This is a genomic window from Cellulomonas sp. URHB0016, from assembly GCF_054057935.1.
In genome coordinates, this window is record NZ_JBSRZU010000001.1 from 1,413,463 (window position 1) to 1,431,797 (window position 18,335).

15 protein-coding genes are annotated in these 18,335 nt (G+C 74.1%); 3 read left to right on the forward strand and 12 right to left on the reverse strand.

The genetic code is table 11. The features are described 5' to 3' along the window. Nucleotides 1-54 precede the first annotated feature (54 nt). From ACVW07_RS06700 to dapE, 3 genes are all read right to left on the reverse strand, one after another. Nucleotides 55-1,020, reverse strand: a complete 966-nt coding sequence (locus tag ACVW07_RS06700; RefSeq protein WP_456818474.1) for a dihydropteroate synthase — start codon at nt 1,018-1,020, stop codon at nt 55-57. Between the two features lie 29 nt (nt 1,021-1,049). Next, nucleotides 1,050-1,871, reverse strand: coding sequence for an LOG family protein (locus ACVW07_RS06705; protein WP_456818475.1), 822 nt, complete (start codon nt 1,869-1,871; stop codon nt 1,050-1,052). 99 nt (nt 1,872-1,970) lie between these two features. Next, nucleotides 1,971-3,107 carry a succinyl-diaminopimelate desuccinylase gene (gene dapE, locus ACVW07_RS06710; protein ID WP_456821041.1) on the reverse strand — a complete coding sequence of 379 codons (1,137 nt, stop codon included), beginning with the start codon at nt 3,105-3,107 and terminating at the stop codon, nt 1,971-1,973. A 219-nt stretch (nt 3,108-3,326) separates the two neighbouring features. Here dapE and dapD point away from each other — a divergent pair, with 219 nt between their 5' ends. Next, nucleotides 3,327-4,271, forward strand: coding sequence for a 2,3,4,5-tetrahydropyridine-2,6-dicarboxylate N-succinyltransferase (gene dapD, locus ACVW07_RS06715; protein ID WP_456818476.1), 945 nt, complete (start codon nt 3,327-3,329; stop codon nt 4,269-4,271). A 3-nt stretch (nt 4,272-4,274) separates the two neighbouring features. Beyond that, a complete protein-coding gene (locus ACVW07_RS06720; protein ID WP_456818477.1) occupies nt 4,275-5,180 on the forward strand; it encodes a hypothetical protein in 906 nt (301 codons plus the stop codon). A gap of 42 nt (nt 5,181-5,222) precedes the next feature. Here ACVW07_RS06720 and ACVW07_RS06725 read toward each other — a convergent pair whose 3' ends face one another. From ACVW07_RS06725 to fdxA, 3 genes are all read right to left on the reverse strand, one after another. Then, a complete protein-coding gene (locus tag ACVW07_RS06725) occupies nt 5,223-6,521 on the reverse strand; it encodes a citrate synthase (RefSeq protein WP_456818478.1) in 1,299 nt (432 codons plus the stop codon). Between the two features lie 176 nt (nt 6,522-6,697). After that, nucleotides 6,698-7,837 carry a succinyldiaminopimelate transaminase gene (dapC, locus tag ACVW07_RS06730; RefSeq protein ID WP_456818479.1) on the reverse strand — a complete coding sequence of 380 codons (1,140 nt, stop codon included), beginning with the start codon at nt 7,835-7,837 and terminating at the stop codon, nt 6,698-6,700. Between the two features lie 10 nt (nt 7,838-7,847). After that, entirely contained in the window at nt 7,848-8,174 is a 327-nt protein-coding gene (fdxA, locus tag ACVW07_RS06735) for a ferredoxin (RefSeq protein ID WP_456818480.1), read from the reverse strand. 62 nt (nt 8,175-8,236) lie between these two features. Here fdxA and ACVW07_RS06740 point away from each other — a divergent pair, with 62 nt between their 5' ends. Beyond that, entirely contained in the window at nt 8,237-8,599 is a 363-nt protein-coding gene (locus ACVW07_RS06740) for a hypothetical protein (RefSeq protein WP_456818481.1), read from the forward strand. A gap of 21 nt (nt 8,600-8,620) precedes the next feature. Here ACVW07_RS06740 and ACVW07_RS06745 read toward each other — a convergent pair whose 3' ends face one another. The 6 genes from ACVW07_RS06745 to ACVW07_RS06770 form a co-directional block, all read right to left on the reverse strand. Then, complete coding sequence (locus ACVW07_RS06745) at nt 8,621-12,247, reverse strand: VanW family protein (RefSeq protein ID WP_456818482.1); 3,627 nt, start codon at nt 12,245-12,247, stop codon at nt 8,621-8,623. Between the two features lie 173 nt (nt 12,248-12,420). Next, nucleotides 12,421-12,921, reverse strand: a complete 501-nt coding sequence (locus tag ACVW07_RS06750; protein WP_456818483.1) for a flavin reductase family protein — start codon at nt 12,919-12,921, stop codon at nt 12,421-12,423. Further along, on the reverse strand, nt 12,918-13,394 hold the full coding sequence (locus tag ACVW07_RS06755) for a hypothetical protein (RefSeq protein ID WP_456818484.1): 477 nt from the start codon (nt 13,392-13,394) through the stop codon (nt 12,918-12,920). Before ACVW07_RS06755 ends, ACVW07_RS06750 begins: the two co-directional genes overlap by 4 nt. A gap of 5 nt (nt 13,395-13,399) precedes the next feature. Next, nucleotides 13,400-14,353: a PIG-L family deacetylase gene (locus tag ACVW07_RS06760; RefSeq protein ID WP_456818485.1), complete on the reverse strand. Its 954-nt coding sequence runs from the start codon at nt 14,351-14,353 to the stop codon at nt 13,400-13,402. 13 nt (nt 14,354-14,366) lie between these two features. Next, nucleotides 14,367-16,307: a translational GTPase TypA gene (gene typA / locus ACVW07_RS06765; RefSeq protein WP_456818486.1), complete on the reverse strand. Its 1,941-nt coding sequence runs from the start codon at nt 16,305-16,307 to the stop codon at nt 14,367-14,369. Between the two features lie 67 nt (nt 16,308-16,374). Further along, a complete protein-coding gene (locus tag ACVW07_RS06770) occupies nt 16,375-18,294 on the reverse strand; it encodes an ABC transporter substrate-binding protein (RefSeq protein ID WP_456818487.1) in 1,920 nt (639 codons plus the stop codon). Nucleotides 18,295-18,335: the final 41 nt, after the last annotated feature.

Sequence of the window (18,335 nt, forward strand, 5' to 3'; positions counted from 1 at the left end):
CGACGGGCGACGGCTCGGCGTCGTCCTCGGTGGTGGCCGGTCCGGCCTCGGCGGTCATGCGAGCCCCCGTACCGCACGCACGGGCGGCCGGTCGCCGCGGATCGTCGCCACCATGTCCAGGGTGCGCCGGGTCGCCGCCACGTCGTGCGCCCGGAACACCCGGGCACCGAGCCACGCCGCGACCGACGTCGCGGCGAGCGTGCCCTCGAGCCGCTCCTCCGGGGGCAGGTCGAGCGACTCGCCGACGAAGTCCTTGCGTGACAGTGCCATGAGGACAGGGTGCCCCAGCGCGACCAGGGCCTGCGTCCTGCGCACGAGGTGCAAGGAGTGCCACGTGTTCTTGCCGAAGTCGTGCGTGGGGTCGACGAGCACGCTGCCCGGGTCGATCCCGAGGTCCACCGCACGGCGGGCGGCGGCCGACACCGTCGCGACGACGTCGTCGAGGACCCCGTCGACCTCCTCGAGGCCGGCAGGGTCGGCGCCCCGGTCGGCGCCCGCCCCTGTGCCCGGCCGTTTCCGCTGGTACGCGACCCGGAACGGGTCGGTGCGCGGTCGTGCACCCCCGGTGTGGGAGCAGACGACGCCCAGCCGTCGCTCCGCCGCGACCTCGACGAGCTCCGGGTCGTGACCCGCCCAGGTGTCGTTCAGCAGGTCGGCCCCCTCGTCGGCGGCGGCCCGCGCGACCTCGGCCCGCCACGTGTCGATGCTGACGAGGAGTCCCGGATGACGGCGTCGGACGCGGGCGACGAGCGGCAGCACCCGGGCGAGCTCCTCGTCGACCTCGACGCGCGGCCCGCGTCCCGCCCGGACCCCGCCGAGGTCGACGATGTCGGCGCCCTCCTCCTCCGCGCGGGCGACGGCGGCGTCCGCGGACGCGTCGTCGTGCCGTGCGGGGGCGTAGAACGAGTCGGGGGTGCGGTTGACCACGGCCATCACGACGGGGCGGTCCGGGCCGATCACCCGGTCACGCAGGCGCACGGCGGGACCGGCGGGCGGGACCGGCCCGACGGCGTCCGGCACCGGCCTGTCGTACGCCGGCGAACGGGCCGTCACCGGATGGGGCTCTCGGCCGCCTGCTGGGCCTGGGCGGTCGCCGCCGCCGCGCGCAGCTCCTCGGCACGCAGCGCCGCGCCGCGCTCGAGCACGAGGTCCACGGCCTCCTCGGCGGTGTCGACGAGCTTGATCAGGTCCAGGTCCACGGGAGAGATCATGCCGCGTGCCAGCACCGGACCGGAGGCCCACTCGATGAGACCCCTCCAATAGTCGGAGCCCACGAGGACGATCGGGAAGCTGATCACCTTGTGCGTCTGCACGAGCGTGAGCGCCTCGAACAGCTCGTCGAACGTGCCGAACCCGCCGGGCAGCACCACGAAGCCCTCGGAGTACTTCATGAACATCGTCTTGCGAGCGAAGAAGTAGCGGAAGCTCACGCCGAGGTCGACGTAGTCGTTCATGCCCTGCTCGAACGGCAGCTCGATGCCGAGCCCCACCGAGAGGCCGCCGGCCTTCTTCGCACCGCGGTTCGCCGCCTCCATGATCCCCGGCCCCCCGCCGGTGATCACCGCGTAGCCCGCCTCCGCGAGCAGGCCGCCGACCTCGACGCCCAGGGCGTAGTCGGGGTGGTCGGCGGGCACCCGCGCGGACCCGAACACGCTGACCGCCCGGCCGACCTCGGCGAGGGCGCCGAAGCCCTCCACGAACTCGCTCTGGATCCGCATGACGCGCCACGGGTCGTCGTGCAGCCACCCGGCGGGGTCGGTGCTGCTCAGCAGCCGCTGGTCGGAGGTCGTCGAAGGGATCTGCTGGCCGCGCAGGAGCACCGGGCCCTTGCGGTAGCCGCGGCCCGGGGAGGGCTGGCCGTCGTCGCTCATGCGTTCGACTCTAGGCGTGTCGGCAGGGACCGCTCGTCGCGTGGGGCTCCGGGCACCGGCTGTCGCCCGTTCGCCGCACAGCCGTCACCGGCCGGACACTCAGGCCGTCAGCCAGGCCTTCAGGGCGAGGTGCGTCACGGCGATCTGGGCGACCGGGCAGCGCTCGTCCGCCTTGTGGGCCAGCAGCGGGTCCCCCGGCCCGAAGTTGACCGCGGGGATCCCCATCGCGGAGAACCGCGAGACGTCCGTCCAGCCGTACTTGGGCGCCGGGACGCCGCCCGTCACCGCGAGCACCGCGGCGGCGAAGTCCCGCGCCGCGGGGTCGTCGAGCCCGGGCCGGGCGCCCGGTGCGGCGTCCACGACCACGACGTCGTAGCCGTGCAGGAGCTCACGCACGTGCGCCTCCGCCTCCTCGACCGACGTCGACGGGGCGAACCGGTAGTTCACCGTGACGACGCACGCGTCGGGGATGACGTTGGGGGCGGTCCCGCCCGAGACGAGGACGGCGTTGAGGCTCTCGCGGTAGACGAGCCCGTCGACCTCGACGGACCGCGGCTCGTAGTCCTCGAGCCGCCGCAGGACCTCGCCGGCGGCGTGCACCGCGTTGCGACCCACCCACGCGCGCGCCGAGTGGGCGGCGACGCCCTGGAGCCGCACCTCGAGCCGCATCGTCCCGTTGCAGCCCCCCTCGAGGCCTCCCGCCGTGGGCTCGCCCAGGACCGCGAAGTCGGCGGCGAGCCAGTCGGGGTGGTCGCGGGCCAGCCGCCCGAGGCCGTTGAGCTCCGACGCGACCTCCTCGTGGTCGTAGAACACCCACGTCACGTCGTGCACCGGGGCACTGAGCTCGGCGGCCAGCGCGAGCTGGACGGCGACGCCGGCCTTCATGTCGACCGTGCCGCGACCCCAGATCTCCGCGTGCACGCCCTCGCCGACCACGCGGGCCGGCAGGTTGTCGGCGATCGGCACCGTGTCGAGGTGCCCGGCCACCACCACCCGCGTGGGGCGGCCCGTCGACGTGCGGGCGACCACGGCGTCGCCGTCACGGAGGACCTCGAGGTGAGGATGGGCGCGCAACGCGTGCTCGACGGCGTCCGCGATGCGCCGCTCGTCACCGCTGACCGACTCGATGTCGCACAGTGCCCGGGTGAGCTCGACGAGGTCGCCGTCGAGGTCCAGCACGACCGGCGGCGCCGGGGGGGCGCTCGGGGGCGCGGTGGCCGGCGAGCTCCGGGGCACGGTCTGAGGCGGGGTCGGGGGCGCCGTGCTGGCTGCGGCAGGGCCGTCGGGCACAGGGCTGCGGAGGGCGTCGCGGTCGGTCACACGAGCGACCCTAGCGGGGGCTGCCGGACGACCCCGGCCCGGCCGCCCGGCGGGCCCGGCAGCGGGACGAGACCGTCCGGCCCCGGGGCGTGGTCGGGCACGGGAAGCAGTCCGCGTTGTCCTAGGGTTGGCGCCATGACTGCGCGCACGGCGTGGGGCTTCGGCCTCGCCACGGTGACCGATGACGGCACCACCCTCGACGTCTGGTACCCGGCTCCGGAGCTCGGCTCGCCGGCCGACGACGCGGACGCCCCGGCGGACCTCCGCGCCGCCGAGCTGACCGACGAGGCCCGGGGCGTCCGTGTCGGGGTGGTCCGGACCGTCGTCGACCTGGACACGCCGCCCGTGAGCACGGCTGACGCCTACCTCCGGCTCCATCTGCTCTCGCACCGGCTCGTGGCCCCGCACGGGCAGAACCTCGATGGCATCTTCGCCGTCCTGCCCAACGTCGTGTGGACGGACCGTGGGCCGTGCGCGGTCGAGGGTTTCGAGGCCACCCGCGCGCGCCTGCGTGCCGCGACCGGTGTCCCCCCGACCGTGCTGGGCGTGGACAAGTTCCCGCGGATGGTCGACTACGTCGTGCCCTCGGGGGTCCGGGTGGCCGACGCGGACCGGGTCCGCCTCGGCGCCCATCTCGCCGCAGGGACCACGGTGATGCACGAGGGCTTCGTCAACTACAACGCGGGCACGCTCGGCACGTCGATGGTCGAGGGCCGGATCTCCGCCGGTGTCGTCGTCGGGGACGGCTCGGACATCGGCGGCGGCGCGTCGATCATGGGGACGCTGTCCGGCGGCGGCCGGGCGGTCGTCTCGATCGGCCGGCGCAGCCTGCTCGGTGCGAACGCCGGCGTCGGCATCCCGCTCGGGGACGACTGCGTGGTCGAGGCCGGTCTGTACGTCACGGCCGGCACCAAGGTGTCCGTGCTGGGCGCGCCTGACGGGCCGCGCGTCGTGAAGGCTCGGGACCTCGCCGGCATGGACGGGCTCCTGTTCCGCCGGAACTCGCTCACGGGCGGCGTCGAGGTGGTCGCGCGCCAGGGCGCGGGCATCGAGCTGAACGCCGCCCTGCACGCCAACTGATCGGTGGCTCGCCGAGGAGCACGCCGACGCCGTGCCGGCCGTGCCGGGTGCGCGCTGGTCGCCACCGTGGCGGCGCTGGCGACCGCGGTGGCGGTGGTCGTCACGGTGCTGCGGCAGCACGACGCGGCACCGGTCACCGAGCGGTGCGCGGCGACCGTCGACGGGACCCAGTGGTTCCTCGACCCCGACCAGTCCGACAACGCCGCCCTCGTCGCGGCCGTCGGCGTCCGCCGCACCCTGCCCGCCCGGGCGGTCACCATCGCCCTCGCCACCGCGCTGCAGGAGTCGAAGCTGCACAACCTGGCCGCCGGGGACCGCGACTCGCTCGGCATCTTCCAGCAGCGCCCCTCGCAGGGGTGGGGCACGCCCGAGGAGATCCTCGACCCCGTCTACTCGACCGGCCGCTTCTATGACGGCCTCGCCAAGGTCGACGGGTACGAGGACCTGCCGATCACCGAAGCCGCACAGGCCGTCCAGCGCTCCGGTTTCCCCGACGCGTACGCGCAGCACGAAGCGCCGGCCCGGGCGTACGCCTCGGCGCTCACGGGGTGGTCGACGAGCGCCCTGAGCTGCCGACTCCACGACGCCGAGCCGGGCAGCGGGTCCGCCCAGGCCCTCGTCGCCCGGGTACAGCGGGACCTCGGCGACCTGCCGGCCCAGGTGCAGGCCGGCACCGGCGGCGAGATCGGCGTGGAGCTCGACGCCGGGCCGCTCGGGCCGGGGACCGACCGGGCACGTCTCGGCTGGGCGGTCGCCCAGTGGGCGGTCGCCGTCGCACAACCGCTCGCGGTGACGCGCGTCGAGGTGGCCGGCCAGGTGTGGGACCGCACCGACGGCGGCGCGTGGTCCACGCGCACCGGCACCGCCCCGATCGTCCCGGGGAACGTCGTCGTGACCCTCGCAGGCTGACGCGAGGCGTGACCCCCGCGGGCTGACGCGAGGGCGCGGGGATCAGCGGGCGTCGACCGGGACGTAGTCCCGAGCCGTCTCGCCCGTGTAGATCTGCCGCGGGCGACCGATCTTGGTCTGCGGGTCGACCATCATCTCGCGCCACTGGGCGATCCACCCGGGCATCCGGCCGAGCGCGAACAGCGGGGTGAACATCCGCTCGTCGAAGCCCATCGCCTTGTAGATCAGGCCCGTGTAGAAGTCGACGTTGGGGTAGAGCTTGCGGGAGATGAAGTAGTCGTCGCTGAGCGCGATCTCCTCCAGCCCGCGAGCCAGGTCGAGCAGCTCGTCGTCCTTGCCCAGGGCCGCGAGGACGGCGTCGGCACTCTTCTTCACGATCGCGGCGCGCGGGTCGTAGTTCTTGTAGACGCGGTGGCCGAAGCCCATCAGCCGGACGCCCGGCTCCTTGTCCTTGACCCGGCGCATGAAGTCGGTGGCGTCGCCGCCGTTCTGCTGGATCTCCGTGAGCATCTTGAGCACGGCCTCGTTGGCGCCGCCGTGCAGCGGGCCGGAGAGCGCGTTGATCCCCGCGGCCACCGACGCGTACAGGTTGGCCTGCGAGGAGCCGACGATGCGGACCGTCGACGTGGAGCAGTTCTGCTCGTGGTCGGCGTGCAGGATGAGGAGCTTGTCGAGCGCCTGCACCACGATCGGGTCCGGGTCCCACTGCTGGTAGGGCACCGCGAACGTCATGCGCAGGAAGTCCTCGACGTAGCCGCGCGAGTAGTCGGGGTACAGCAGCGGCTCACCCTTGGAGGCGCGATGCACGTAGGACGTGATGGTCCGCGTCTTGGCGAGGATCAGCACCGTCGCCAGCTCGATCGTCTCGGGGTCCTGCGGGTCCAGCGACTCCGGGTAGAACGTGGACAGCGCGTTGATCGCCGACGCCATCACGGCCATCGGGTGCGCGTTGCGCGGGAACGTCCCCATGAAGGTGCGGAAGTCCTCGTGCACGAGGGTGTGCCGGTTCACTCTCTCCGTGAACGCGTCCAGCTCGCTCTCGGAGGGCAGCGCGCCGTGGATGAGCAGGTAGGCGACCTCGAGGAACGTGGCCTGCTCGGCGAGCTGCTCGATGGGGTACCCGCGGTAGCGCAGGATGCCTTCGTCGCCGTCGATGTAGGTGATCTTCGACTCGCAGGACGCGGTGTTCATGAACCCCGGGTCGACGGTGACCATGCCGGTGTCGCGCAGCAACGAGGAGACGACGATGCCGTCGTTGCCCTCCGTCGCGGGCACGATCGGAAGGTCACGGGACTGTCCGTCCACGATGAGCTGCACCGGCGCGGTGACGACGTCCGACATGGTGTTCCTTCCTGCGACGACCGTCCTGCGGGTGGACCCCACGGCCTGGTGGTCGGTGACGGCGGCCCGTGGCCGGCGGCTCTCGGCCCTCGTTGGCCAGCCTCGACGGTACCTGCGGCTAGCGTGCCGTGACGAATCCTCGATCGGACCACTGCGGGGCTGTGATGCCGATCACATCACGCTCCGGAGAGCCGCGCCGCAGCCTCGGCAACCCGTTCGTCGGTCGCCGTGAGCGCCGCCCGGACGTGGCCCGGCGCGCCGTAGAACGCGCCGGGCGCGACGAGGATCCCGAGCTCCGCCAGGTCGCCGACCGTCACCCAGCAGTCCTGCGTGCCCTGCTCGGGCCGCAGCCACAGGTAGAGCCCCGCGTGCGAGCCGTCGACCGCGTAGCCCGCGCCCTCGAACGCCGCACGCAGCGTCTGTCGTCGCCGCCGGTACCGTTCCCGCTGCGCCGCGACGTGCTCGTCGTCCGCGAGCGCCGCGGCGGTCGCCGCCTGCACAGGGCCGGGGACGATCATGCCGGCGTGCTTGCGGGTCTCGAGGAGCCGGGCCACGAGCGCGGGGTCGCCCGCGGTGAACGCGGAGCGGTAGCCCGCGAGGTTGGACTGCTTGGACAGGGAGTAGACCGCGAGCAGCCCCGTGAGGTCGCCGCCGGTCACCCGTGGGTCGAGCACGCTCGGCACGCCCGACGACGCCCACGGCTCGTCCCACGCGAGCTCCGCATAGCACTCGTCGGACGCGACGACGACCGGCACGCCCTCCCGCGCGGCGGCCGCACGGGCCGCGTCGACGACCGCCCGGAGCTCGTCGACGCCCAGCACCCGGCCGTCCGGGTTCCCCGGCGAGTTCAGCCAGACGAGCCGGACCCCGCCGCCGGCGAGACGGGCGACCGCGTCCGAGGTCGGCTCGGGGGCCGCGCCCGCTAGCCTCGCGCCCACGTCGTACGTCGGGTAGGCCGCCGCCGGGTGCAGCACCACGTCACCGGCGCCGAGCCCGAGCAGCGAGGGCAGCAACGCGACCAGCTCCTTGGAGCCGAGCGTGGGCAGCACGGCGTCCGGGTCGAGGCCGGGCACCCTGCGCCGGCGCGCGAACCACGCCACGACGGCCTCGCGCAACGCAGGCGTGCCGTGGGTGACCGGGTAGCCGGGCGAGTCCGCGGCCGCCGCGAGCGCGTCCCGCACCACCTCGGGCGTGGGGTCGACGGGCGTGCCGACCGACAGGTCGACGGCGCCGCGCTCGTGCGCACGGGCGCGCTCCGCGTACGGTACCAGCGTGTCCCACGGGAAGTCCGGCAGCGTGCCGGTCAGCAGGCCCATGCGGGCGCGGTCAGGCGTCGTGCACGCGCAGGGGCAGCGTCGCGATGATGGGGTGGTCCTTGTCGATCTCCCCCATCTTCGCGGCACCACCGGGCGACCCGAGGTCGTCGAAGAACTCCACGTTCGCCTTGTAGTACTCGGTCCACTGCTCCGGGACGTCGTCCTCGTAGTAGATGGCCTCGACCGGGCACACCGGCTCGCACGCACCGCAGTCGACGCACTCGTCGGGGTGGATGTACAGCGACCGCTTGCCTTCATAGATGCAGTCGACCGGACATTCCTCGATGCACGCCTTGTCCTTGACGTCCACGCAGGGTTCGGCGATCACATAGGTCACGGCAAGTCCTCCACTGGGCAGGGGTCTCCTATTATCCCTCACATGGTCGCCACCGTGACTCCGTGTCCACGACCGTGGACGCCCCGCCCGGCTCGCCCCTCGGTACGCCAGCGGGCCCGTGGGCGGTCAGTGTGAGCAGAGCCACACCCACCTGGCGGGACTGGACCCCGGGCGAACGCGTCGTGGTCCGCCGGCGTCGCGACGACGTGCCGGCCGACGGGACGCCCGCGAACGCCGGCGGAGAGCCGCGGTACACGGACGTGCTCGGCGAGGTCCTCGCCGTCGCGGACGACGGCGTCCTCGTCCGCACGCGGAAGGGTGACGTCCACGTCCCCGCGACGGCCATCACACTGGCGAAGACCGTGCCGCCGGCCCCGCAGCGCAGGGCACGATCCGGGTCGCCGGTCGACCCGGACGGCGCCTGACGCACCGTCCGGCCCGGCGGGCTACGGAGACGGGGCCGGCGGTGCGCCGCAGATCACCCTGTTCTGCGGCTTGTACCGCGTGGTCCGCGAGTCGGTGTCATTGAGCTCGGTCCCCAGGTAGATCTTGCGCGTGACCGTGACGCTGAAGCCCGGGTTGCCGGCCGAGGACGGTGCGCACGTCGGCGACTGCGAGTACACGGTCGTCGGCGCGACGACGCCGGAGCGAGCGCTCGTGGTCGGCTCGACCCTCCAGTACTTCGTCCCCCACAGCCGCACGTACGTGCGGCCGTCGGCCGTCCACGCCTGCACCAGCGCACCGTAGGGCGTGGTGTTCTTCCACTTCATGTCGATCGAGCCGGTGAAGATCGTCGCCTCGCGACCCTCCGGGTAGCGTGCGAACCACTCGCTGTGCGGCGTGTGGGCCACGTCCTCCATGCCCGCGAGGTACGCCGCGTTGAACGTGGTCGTCGACAGCTGCGACAGACCTCCGCCCCACGCGTCGGTGTGCTCGCCGCTGATGATGGCGCCGGCCTCCACGAAGCCGTGCGCACCGTCCACCGGACCGAGCGCCTCCGTGAGGCTGAACGTCTCCCCCGGCTTGACGAGCGTGCCGGTGATCTTGGCCGCACCGTTCGAGATGTTGGTGGTGCGGCGCGGCTCGGAGGTCAGCGGCGTCGAGAACTCCGTCACGATCTCCTTGATCCCCAGCGCCTCGAGCTCGGCGGTCGACTCGCTCGGGTCCGCCTGCACGAGGTCGACGTGCGCCGTCCGCTCAGCCGCACCGGCCGCCGTCGACACCGCCGCGGCGAGAGCGTCCGGGTCGAGCGACGTGCCGGGCGTGCCCGGGATGATCACCGGCGCGTCCCCTTGGAACTCGAAGTGCGCGTCCGACGACTCGGTGAGCAGGTCCGGGAGCTGCGTCAGCACGTCCTGGGCAAGTCCTTCGCTGTTGAGCTGGAGCACCAGGTTGCCGTCCGTCGGCGTGAACGACGCGTTCGCCGCCAGCGTCGCCGGGGTGAGCACAGCCAGCCGGTCCGCCACCACCACGGACACCGGGCCGGACGTCAGGGCACGGGCCGCACCGGACATCACCGCGTCGGTCTCCTCCTGGGTCACCGCCGGCTCGACGACCGCGGTCGGGAGGACGACCGGTCGCGGTGAGTTGATCCAGCCATCGGCGAGGACCTGCACGGCCTCGTCGCGGTCGAGCTCCCAGCCGGCCACCGCGGCCGTGGCCTGCGGGACGGCATCGACGAACACGACCGTGCCGTCCACCGGCGCGAGGGCCAGCGACGCGGTGAGGTCGTCGACAGCGGCGGCGAGCTTGGCCTCGTCCACGTGCGACGTGGCCGGGTGCTCACCCTCGCCGATGATCTGGCGCCACAGGTGCACCGGGTTCGCGAGGTGCGGTCCCGTGAACGTCGCGACGGTCGCCTCGGCGTCGAGCTCGAGGCCCGCCGCCGTCGGGTCGATCGTCGCCTGGACGTCGTTCGCGACGACCGGGATCGGCTGCGTCGTCGCGTCCGCGAGCTCCGTCTCGAGCCGCGACACCGCGGCCGTCGACGAGAGCCCGCCGATGTCGACCCCGGCCACCGTCGCACCACGAGCCACATGGCCGGCCAGCGCGTACGAGGCACCGACGTAGGCCGCGCCCAGCACCACCACGACACCGGCCGTGACCAGGAGCCTTCGGGGCCAGCGGCGCCGACCGTCCTCCGCCTCGAAGTCGTCGAGCGGAGACGCGGGTCGCTCGGGTCGGCTCGACGCCGGGCCGGGGGGCACAGGACCCGACGGGATCGGCGGTCCGGAGGACGGCGATCCGGTCCCCACCGGCGAGAACGGCCCACGGGGGGGTGCCTGCGCCGGCGGCGGTGTCGTGCCGACAGGCGCGACGGCCTCGGGTGCCGCAGGGGCCGGCGCGGCGGGCTGCTGCGCGGGGGCCGGGGCGGCCGGAGCGGTCGCGGCCGTTGCTGTCACCGCGGCGGAGGGGGCGCTCGAGGGCGGCGTGGCGAAGGGGGACGCGGTGGAGGGTGACGCGGTAGAGGGGGACGCCGGCTGAGCCGGCGCGACGGAGGCCGGTGCGGCAGACCAGGGCGCCGATGTCGCCGGTCTGACGGACGGGGCCGCGACAGCATCCGGAACAGCAGGCGGTACCACGGCGGATGTCGCCGCCGCCGATGCTGGCGCCGATGCTGCGGCCGATGCTGCTACCGCTCCCGCCGCGGCGGACGCGCTCGGAGGTGCCGGGTGCGGCGCGACGGCACGGTCCGGCGCCGAGGGCGGCACGGACCCGGGGCTCGACGGCGACACGGCCGATGCGCTCGGGTCGGGAACCGGGGTCTTCGTGGCCGCCGGGGTGACGACCGGCACGGCGGGAGGGAGCTGGTCCCCGTGCCCCGGTGCAGCAGAAGTCACCGCCGGCCGGGCCGCCTGCTGCGCGGACGCAGGGTTCGCGTCGTCGGCGGTCGTCAGGTGCACGTCGCCAGGCTTCGGTTCGGCCTCGTCGGCGGGCGGGACCACCTCGGCAGGTCGCACCACGTCGGCGGGCTCCGCCACGTCGGCCGGCTCTGCCACCACGGCGGCCGAACCCGCTGCGGAGGCGGTCGCTGCCACGCCAGCATCGACCTCGTGTGCCTCGCCCGCGTCGCGGGGCTGGGCCCTGTCGACGTCGGCGGGGACCGAGTGGTCTGCAGCCACCTCCGGGGTGCCGTGCGGCGCCTCCCGGTCGGCGGGTGCCTCCTGGTCAGCGGGCGCGGCGCCGTCGGGGAGCAGGTCCTCGTCATCGAGCGGACGCCCGTCGACGGGCGCGGTGTCCTCCCCGAGCTCGGCGTCGTCCCCGTGCGCGGCGTCAGCGCTGGGCACGGCGTCACCCGCGTGCCCGGCGTCAGCGCTGCGCCCGACGTCACCCGCGTGCCCGGCGTCAGCGCTGGACCCGGCGTCACCCGGGAGCGCGGCGTCAGCGCTGGGCCCGGCGCCATCCGCGAGCCCGGCGTCATCCTTGGGCACGGCGTCACCCGCGAGCACGGCGTCATCCTTGGGCGCGACGTCATCCGCGAGCCCGGCGTCATCACTGCGTGCGGCGTCGTCGGTGGGCGCGGGGTCGTCCGTGAGTGTGGGGCCGTCCGACGGGGCGGGGTCGTCGACGCGTGCATCGTCGTCGGCGCGCGGGACGACGTCGGCGGCGGCCGCGTCCTCGCCGGCGGTACCGACCGACTCGGGTTCGGACGGCTGCTGCCTCGTGGCGTCCTCGTCCAGGTCGAGGTCGAGGTCCTCGGATGCGGGGACCGCTGCCTCGTCCGTGAGTCCGGGCGACCTCGGCTCCGGCGTGCTCCCCCAGACAGGCCACACGGCGCCGCCGGGCGCCGTGTCCTGTCCCTCGGCCGGGGCCGCGCTCGCACTCGACGGCGCGGCGTCCAGGACGTCAGGGCCGCCATGGTGCGCCGGGTCGGTCACGGCCGTGTCGGTGGCCGGCTCACCGTCCGCCCGCTCACCGTCCGCCCGCTCACCGTCCGCCCGCTCGCCGACCGCGCCGTGGGGATGCGGCATCGTCCCGTTGGCGGGAGCGACGGGTGCCCGTACCGGCTCCGTGGTGTCGGAGCCCGTGCGAACGGTCTGCTCGGCGTCGTGGAGGTCGGTGCCGTCGGTCATCGTGCTCCCCTGCTGCGTCAAAGTGCGCGTACGCCGCGCCCGGGCGATTCTACGGGCCCTACCTCGGCCACCAGGGTGTCCGCACGCCGAGCGGCGACGTTCTCACCTCGTCGTCACACGACCCGCCCGGCCCGCGCACGCGTCGCGCGCCATCGGCGTCCGGACGAGCGGCGTCAGGGCACCGGGCGGACCCGTCCCTTGAGGTGGACGAGGCCTCCCGCGCCTGGTCGGCCCTGCTCGACGGCCTCGACGAGACCCACCACGACGTCGTGGTCACCGGCTCGGTGCACCGCCTGCGTGCGGCAGTCGAACCATGCGGCGGCGCCGTCGATCCACGCGCCACCCGACACCGGTGCGGTCCGGTGCGGGACGCGAGCGAGCTGGTCGATGGTGGGGCGTCCGTAGGAGGCCAACCAGTCGGCCGTCGGCGCCTGGTCGTCGGCAAGGACGCTGACGGCCCACGTGTCCACGTCGTCGAGGGCGTCGCGCAGGCGGGCGTCGGCGTGCACGCAGAACAGCACGAGCGGGGGCTCGAGCGAGACGGAGGTCAACGAGCTGACCGTCGTGGCGTGCACCGTCCCGCGCCACCGGAGCGTCACCACGGCCACTCCCGCCGGCAGGCGTCCGACGGCGGCGCGGAACACGTCCGGGGAGGCGCCCTCCTGGGCCGTCACGGCGCGGTGTCGTCCCGATGACCGAGGGCGGGTTCGCCCGTGGTCGTCACCCCGGTCGCCGGCTGCTCCGGCTCCGGGAGCGCGGACGCGGTGACCGAGGACACCGGGCGGTCGGTCGGCGCGTCGAGGAACAGGCGCCGGGGGACGGCCGCGACGATCACCAGGACCGCGACCGAGCCCGCGATCCACACCCATCCGATGGCCTGGTCGGCCGGCACCAGCACGTCTCCGCCCGGGCCTTCGCGTGCGAGGAGCTGCGTCGCGGCGAGCACACCGACGGCGTACGTGCCGAGGGTCGGCCAGCCGCCCCACGCCCGCGCGACGACACCGGCCGTCGCCACGAGCACCAGGCACACGACGACGCCCCAGGGCTGGGCGCTGCGGTGCATGAGCGTGCCGACCGTGCCGACGACCACGCCCAGCACGAGGGCGACGAGGGCCTTGCCGACGGTGCCGGCGGTGACGGTGCGCACGCGCGTCAGGCTACCGGCCGGATGCCCGTGGGCCAGACGACCGCTGCGGGCGAGCCGCTCGCCACGCGGTAGTCCTCGGTCGGCAGCACGGGAGCCAGGAGGTCGCTGCTCAAGGCGTAGCAGCCGACCAGGCCACGGACCCCGTCGACGGCGTGGACGGCCTGGACCTGCGTGGCGTGGGCGCGCAGAGCCGCGAGCAGGCGGTCGCGGACCACAGAGACGTCGACGACGACGTCCACACGGTCGTCGGGAACCGCGACGGACGGCAGACGGTCGGACGGTGAAGGCAGCGTGAGCCGGTCGCGCGTGCGACCGAGCGCGGTCCGCACGGCCGGGTCGTCGAGCGCACGGCGCGCCTCGCGCAGGTCACCCTCGCGCTGGGCTGCCCAGAGCAGCACCGGCAGCGGCCCGCCCGGGCGCTCACCGGCCGGACCGCCGGCGAGCTCGATCGCCCGCATCGTGACCTCGTGCGCGCGCACGTGGTCCGGGTGCCCGTAGCCGCCCGCGGGCTCGTAGGTGACCACGACGTCGGGCAGCCGCGTCCGCAGCACGTGGGCGAGCCGGGCGGCCGCCTCGTCGAGCGGCACGGCGACGAACGCTGCGGCGGGCACCTCGTCGGCGCGGCCGGCGCGGCCGGCACCGACCCACGCCATGCCCGAGTCCTCGTACCGGCGGTCGGCGGGCGAGCCCGCCTCGTCGAGGAAGACGTGATCGTCCACGCCGAGCGCCGTCAGAGCAGCGGCGAGCTCGACAGCGCGGTGGCCGGCGAGCGCCGGCCCGTCCCCCTCGAGGTGCGCGAGCGCGTCGCCGATCACCTCGCCGCGCTCGCCGCGGGTGCAGGTGACGACCGTGACGGGGCGCCCGGACGTCGCCCAGGTGGCGAGCAACGCACCGGTGGCCAGCGACTCGTCGTCCGGGTGCGCGTGCACCGCGACGAGACCGCCGGCCACCAGGGTCATCTCCTCGAGGAGGTCAGGACTTCTTGCTGCGCGCCGTGATGCGCGCCCGCTCCGTCTGGTCGAGGACGACCTTGCGGATGCGGACCACCTCGGGCGTCACCTCGCAGCACTCGTCCTCGCGCGCGAACTCGAGGGACTCCTCGAGCGTGAGCTTGCGCGGCGGCACGAGGTTCTCGAAGTTGTCCGCCGTGGAGGAGCGCATGTTGGTGAGCTTCTTCTCCTTGGTGATGTTGACGTCCATGTCCTCGTTGCGGGAGTTCTCGCCGACGATCATGCCCTCGTAGACCTCCTGCGTGGGGTCGACGAAGAACGAGCCGCGCTCCTGCAGGTTGATCATGGCGAACGGCGTCACCGGGCCCGGGCGGTCCGCGACGAGCGAGCCGTTGATCCGGGTCTCGATGGGACCGGCCCACGGCTCGTAGCCCTCGGCGATCGACGAGGCGATGCCGGTGCCGCGGGTGTCCGTGAGGAACCGGGTGCGGAAGCCGATGAGGCCACGCGCGGGCACCAGGAACTCCATGCGGACCCAGCCGGTGCCGTGGTTCGACATGGTCTCCATGCGGCCCTTGCGCTGCGCGAGGAGCTGCGTCACGGCACCGAGGTACTCCTCGGGGACGTCGATGGTCATGCGCTCGACGGGCTCGTGGATCTTGCCGTCGACCTTCTTCGTGACGACCTGCGGCTTGCCGACGGTCAGCTCGAAGCCCTCGCGGCGCATCTGCTCGACGAGGATCGCCAGCGCGAGCTCGCCACGGCCCTGGACCTCCCACGCGTCGGGACGCTCGGTGGGCACGACGCGGAGCGAGACGTTGCCGACGAGCTCCTTGTCGAGGCGGTCCTTGACCTGGCGGGCCGTGACCTTGTGGCCCTTGCCGCCCTTGCCGGCGAGCGGCGACGTGTTGATGCCGATGGTCATCGAGATGGCCGGGTCGTCGACCGTGATGAGCGGGAGCGGGCGCGGGTCGTCCGGGTCCGTCAGCGTCTCGCCGATGGTGATGTTCTCGATGCCCGCGACGGCGACGATGTCGCCCGGACCCGCCGAGTCGGTGGTGACGCGCTCGAGGGCCTTCGTCTCCAGCAGCTCGGTGACCTTGACGTTCTGCAGCGTGCCGTCCTGCCGGGCCCACGCGACCGTCTGGCCCTTGCGCAGCTCCCCGTTGAAGATGCGCAGCAGGGCGAGCCGGCCGAGGAACGGCGAGGCGTCCAGGTTGGTGACGTGCGCCTGCAGCGGCGCGCCCTCGGTGTAGGTGGGCGCCGGGATCTTCTCGAGGATCGTGCGGAACAGCGGCTCGAGGTTCTCGGAGTCCGGCAGACCGCCGTCGGCGGGCTGGTTCATCGACGCGCGGCCCGCCTTCGCGGCGGCGTACACGACCGGGACGTCGAGGATCGCGTCGAGGTCCAGGTCCGGCACGTCCTCGTGCAGGTCGGAGGCCAGACCGAGCAGCAGGTCCGTCGCCTCGTGCACGACCTCGTCGATGCGGGCGTCGGGACGGTCGGTCTTGTTCACCACGAGGATGACGGGGAGCTTCGCGACGAGCGCCTTGCGCAGCACGAACCGCGTCTGCGGGAGCGGGCCCTCGGACGCGTCGACGAGCAGGACGACCCCGTCCACCATGGACAGGCCGCGCTCGACCTCACCGCCGAAGTCGGCGTGGCCCGGGGTGTCGATCACGTTGATGGTGATGCCATCGGGCTGCCCGAACTCCGCCGCGGCGGGCCCCGAGTACCGGACCGCCGTGTTCTTGGCGAGGATCGTGATGCCCTTCTCACGCTCCAGGTCGCCCGAGTCCATCGCGCGCTCGTCCACGTGGGCGTGGGAGCCGAAGGCGCCCGACTGCCAGAGCATGGCGTCGACGAGGGTCGTCTTGCCGTGGTCGACGTGCGCGACGATGGCGACGTTGCGCAGGTCGGAACGCACGCCGGTCGTGTGAACCACAGACGTGGGCTCAGGCATGGGGAAACTCATCTCAGGTGGTGGGGAGCGCGCCGCGTCGTGGGGCGCCCGTCGATTCTACCCGCCGTCACGATCCCGCGGTGCGCGCCCAGGCCCACCACGACGTGAGGTCCGCCCGGCCGAGCGTCAGGGGCGTGACGGCCGGCACCGTGGGGAGGCGGTCGGCCGTCTCCGGGTCGGCCTGCCGGGTCGCCACGACGACCGGTGAGCGCACCACCGACAGGGCGGCGCCGCCGTCCGCGAGCGCCTGCGCGACCGCCTTTCCACCTGCGGCGACCTGCGCGGGACCGAGGCCGGCCGCGAGCGTGTCGAGCGCCGCGTCGAGTGCCGGGTCGCTCCAGCCCGTGACGTTCGTCGCACCCTGCGTCCGCCACCGGGCGACGACCGACGCGACCGGCAGGTCGCCCTGCGGGACCGGGACGAGCGCGACGTCCCACGTCTCCGGCGCGCCGAGCAGGTCGGCGGCCACGCCGAGGTCGGGCTCATACGGCTCGACCGTGAAGCCGGCCTGCCCGGCGGAGACGGTGAGCGCGTCGAGCAGCTGGTGCCGGACGGGGTCGTCGCCGTTGGTGAGCACCCGCACCACGACGGGGGTCGTCACCCCGGCGTCCGCGAGCAGCTCGGCGGCCGCGTCGACGTCTGCCGACGCCGGCGCGGACACCTCTCCGGACTCGGGCCCGACGGCGGGCAGCATCGCGTCGGACACCGCGGCGTCCGACCACAGCGGCTCGACGGCGTCGGCGACGACGGAGTCGCGCGGCACCGCCCGCAGGAACGCCCGTCGCACCGCGCTCGCCACGGCCGCGTCGCCGTCGTACGTCGCCGGGTCGAACGCTCCCCCGCCGGCCACCTGCAGCTGCAGCTGCAGCGTGCTGTCCCCGCCCGTCCTCACGACCGCGTCGTCCACCCGCCCCAGCGCGTCCAGGACGTCCGGGGTGTCGAGCGGGGCGACGACGTCCGCCTCGCCGTCCGCGAGCGCCTCGACCGCGTCGAGAGGGTGCAGGTCGCTGCGCACCACGACCGTGTCGAACGCCGCCGGGCTCGGCCCCGTGTACCGGTCGTTGCGCACGAGCTCGACGCGACCGTCCGGCACCACGTCGCTGATCTTGTACGGACCGGTCGAGATCGCCCGCGCGGGGTCGTCGGCGAGGGCGGCCGCGTCGAACGACGTGCGCCAGGCCCGCGACACCGCCTGCAGCGCGACCGGGTCGGCGGAGGTGATCGCCGCCGTGACCGCGGCCGCCGCCTCGGTCGGGTCGTCGACGTCCAGCGCGGTCGCACACCACCGACCACGTGCGCGGGGACGCCGACGTCGAGGGCGGTCTGCCAGTCGGCGACCGGGGTCGCGTAGGTCAGCGTGACCGTCGCCGCGTCGACCTGCGGCACCTGCTCGACGTGCACGAGCGCCGGCGACGTCGCCGCGAACGCGACGCCGGCGTCGAGCGCCTTCGAGTTCGTGATCGCGCCCTCGTCGTCGAGCTCGGGGACCACGGTGTCGAGCTGGCCGCTGCGGGCCGCCCACTCCAGCAGCAGGTCGGCCGGCGTCACGGGGGTGCCGTCCGACCACGTGGCCGAGCCGGCGATGGTGTACCGCACGACGAGCGGCGAGTCCGACACCTTCTCGACGGTCCCGAACGCGTCGTCGGGTACCGCCTCGCCGTCCTCGTCGAGGCTGGTGAACCCGGCCTGCGCCAGGCCCCGCACCAGCGTGCTGCCCGGGCTGCGGCCGTCGACGGTCCCGCCGTTCAGGGACAGGAACGGCGCGCTCACCGCGACGACCACCGTGCCTGCCCGCTCGGGGTCCGGTTCCGGTCCGGTGCACGCCGTGGCCACCACCACCAGGACCAGCACCGCTGGGAACCCGGCCGCCCCTTGCCTGAACGCCCTGCGCACCGCGCCTCCCGACCATCGCTGTGACCGGCGAGGACGCCGGCCGGAACAGGTTCCGGGCGGCCACGACCCTGCCCGATGCGGGTGTATCGGTCATCGCCGCCCGGAACTGAACTCTGCCGGACGAATCGGATCTGC

Excerpts from the sequence above, each read along its gene's own strand:
- ACVW07_RS06705 (WP_456818475.1), bottom strand. The coding sequence starts at position 1,871 with ATGAGCGACGACGGCCAGCCCTCCCCGGGCCGCGGCTACCGCAAGGGC.
- dapD (WP_456818476.1), top strand. The coding sequence starts at position 3,327 with ATGACTGCGCGCACGGCGTGGGGCTTCGGCCTCGCCACGGTGACCGAT.
- ACVW07_RS06725 (WP_456818478.1), bottom strand. The coding sequence starts at position 6,521 with ATGTCGGACGTCGTCACCGCGCCGGTGCAGCTCATCGTGGACGGACAG.
- dapC (WP_456818479.1), bottom strand. The coding sequence starts at position 7,837 with ATGGGCCTGCTGACCGGCACGCTGCCGGACTTCCCGTGGGACACGCTG.
- ACVW07_RS06745 (WP_456818482.1), bottom strand. The coding sequence starts at position 12,247 with ATGACCGACGGCACCGACCTCCACGACGCCGAGCAGACCGTTCGCACG.
- ACVW07_RS06760 (WP_456818485.1), bottom strand. The coding sequence starts at position 14,353 with ATGACCCTGGTGGCCGGCGGTCTCGTCGCGGTGCACGCGCACCCGGAC.
- typA (WP_456818486.1), bottom strand. The coding sequence starts at position 16,307 with ATGCCTGAGCCCACGTCTGTGGTTCACACGACCGGCGTGCGTTCCGAC.
- ACVW07_RS06770 (WP_456818487.1), bottom strand. The coding sequence starts at position 18,294 with ATGACCGATACACCCGCATCGGGCAGGGTCGTGGCCGCCCGGAACCTG.